A 2,464-nucleotide genomic window follows, 5' to 3' on the forward strand; every position below is an offset into this window, starting at 1 on the left:
GAGGCTGAGCTCAGCCTCAGAGGATTGCTTCCCGCAATCTGCGCACTCGAATGAGAGCTTGGGGGAGAGCGATATCCTTCCGCACTCCTCGCAGAGTATAACACGGCTGAGCCTGTTGTAGTCCACACCCAGGGCTCTGAGGGCCCTGCCGCACTTGGGGCACCTCAGCGAGTCCCCCGAGCCGAACTCCTCGGCGGGAGCCACGAACCCGCAGGCCAGATGGGAGATGGCATCGACCCTCCTGACGTTGATCGAGCCGCAGACAGGGCATGTGAACCTAACCATAAGCCTGAAGGAGCCGCAGTTCGGGCAGGCGGGTAGGCTTCCGACCTTGTGCCTCCTCAGGAGCCCCTCCTCCGCGAGGGATTCCAGGAGCTCGTTGAGGTTCGGGCACTCCTCCTTTGAGATCCCCAGGGCACTGTGGAAGCTGGGACCATCCTCGTAAGATATCTCCGGCTCCAGCTCCCTCGCTTCAAGGTTCAGCAGCAGAGATATGATCCTCTCGGCGCATCCCTCGGTCATGACCTACAACAGTTTCTCGTGGGAGGACTACTTGATAAACTTGATCCCCGGCGTTTCGGCTAAAGCTGGGCCACGGCCAGCATTATGCCTGTAACGACGAGCACCCCTCCCAGGATGGATGACCTGTCCAGCCCACCCCCGCCCAGGCTTGAGAGCAAGAGGGAGACCACGGGACCAAGCGCTGTCGTGAGGGATGCAACAGCGACCCCGAGAACTTTAACCGCGTGGAAGTAGAGGGGAAGGGCCAAGCCGACGCCCACAGCTCCCCCTATAGCGGCCTTCCCCATCCCCCTGACCCTGGGTGAGGGCGCTGACAGCAGGCCGTATGCGACGGTGACCATCAGGGAGTTCCAGGTGGTCAGGGTGAGCTCGCTAACGTATTTCATTGATATTTTTGCCGCTATCGGGCCTAGAGTCCACCCAATGGATGAAAGTAGACTCAAAACGACTCCCCTGAGGGCCCACCTTCCCCCTCCCCTGGATATCAGCCAGATGCCCGCCAGCGCCAGGGAGGCGCCCAGGAGGACCCCCGCGGAGAAGGGCTCCCCTATCATGAGGCTGGGGAGGAGGGCCGACCATATGAGGTAGGTGAACCCTATGGGGGCCGCCCTCCCCGGACCTATGAGCGCTATCGACCTAAGGAACGTGTAGTCCGCGAACCCCGTTCCCAGCGCGGTGTTGAGCGCTATGTAAGGCAGGGCCACGGGGGGCGGCACCCCGAGGTCCCCGGTTGCCAGGGATATCAGGAGGAGCAGGGAGAGGGCTCCTAGGGACTTCCAGAAGTTGGCCCTGGCGGATCCTCCCTCCCTGGAGGCCTCAGCGTAGAGCAGGGGGGTGACCCCCCAGACGCACCCCGAGAACACGGCAGCGGCCAAGGCGGTTTCCAAGCTATCCCCGGGCCAAATGCTAATATTATTTAAATCATTGGAACCCCCATGCGCACCTCCAGGATACCGGGATTCTACAACCTCCCGATGGAGGAGAGACTCAGGATAGTCAAGGAGTTCGCCGGTCTGACCGATGAGGAGGCTGATGTGCTGAGGAGAGGGAGGCTCGCTGAGGAGATAGCGGATCGCATGATAGAGAACGTGATCGGGCTCTACGCCCTGCCCTTCGCGGTCGCGACGAACTTCCTGATAAACGGTAGGGATTACCTGATTCCGATGGTGATAGAGGAACCCAGCGTCGTCGCGGCCGCGAGCAACGCTGCGAGGATGGCCAGGGAGTCCGGGGGATTCGAGGCGAGCGCCACGGACTCCATAATGATATCGCAGATACAGGTTGTGAGGGTTCCGGACATAGAGGAGGCCAGGAACAGGATACTGGGGGAGAAGGACAGGCTACTTGCGGCCGCCAACGAGATGGATCCCCTCCTGACGAGGCTGGGTGGTGGGGCCAGGGACATAGAGGTGAGGGTGGTCGAGACGGACGCTGGCCCCATGCTCGTTGTCCACCTCCTCGTGGACACGCTGGACGCCATGGGGGCCAACACCGTGAACACGATGGCCGAGGGCCTGGCCCCGACGATAGAGAGGCTGACGGGCGGGAGGGTCTACCTGAGGATAATATCGAACCTGGCCGATAGGAGGCTGGCCAGGGCCAAGGCGAAGTTCTCAAAGGCGGCAATAGGAGGGGAGGAGGTCGTGGAGGGAATAATGTGGGCCTACAGGTTCGCCAAGCACGATCCCTACAGGGCCGCCACCCACAACAAGGGGATAATGAACGGGATAATAGCGGTGGCCCTGGCCACGGGGCAGGACACCAGGGCCCTGGAGGCGGGGGCCCACAGCTACGCGGCCAGGAGCGGGAGGTACACCACCCTCACCGACTACTGGGTCGATGAGAACGGTGACCTCTGGGGAAGCATAGAGCTCCCGATGGCGGTCGGCACCGTGGGAGGGGTCGTGAGGGTTCATCCCATAGCTAAGATAGCCCTCAAGAT

Annotated in this window: 3 protein-coding genes; 1 reads left to right on the forward strand and 2 read right to left on the reverse strand. The window is 61.9% G+C overall.

The features are described from left to right. The coding region (locus BA066_07685) for a hypothetical protein (protein RDD52810.1) at nucleotides 1-522 on the reverse strand (522 nt) is incomplete at its 3' end. Nucleotides 523-581: 59 nt separating this feature from the next. Beyond that, nucleotides 582-1,409 (reverse strand): DMT family transporter, encoded by an 828-nt coding sequence (locus BA066_07690; GenBank protein RDD52811.1) that lies wholly within the window; start codon nucleotides 1,407-1,409, stop codon nucleotides 582-584. Nucleotides 1,410-1,457: 48 nt separating this feature from the next. Between BA066_07690 and BA066_07695 the strand changes: the two genes are divergently transcribed. Then, nucleotides 1,458-2,464: hydroxymethylglutaryl-CoA reductase, degradative (locus BA066_07695; GenBank protein ID RDD52812.1), on the forward strand; the 1,007-nt coding region annotated here is incomplete at its 3' end.

The organism is Candidatus Korarchaeota archaeon NZ13-K (assembly GCA_003344655.1).
Taxonomy (GTDB): Archaea; Korarchaeota; Korarchaeia; order Korarchaeales; family Korarchaeaceae; genus Korarchaeum.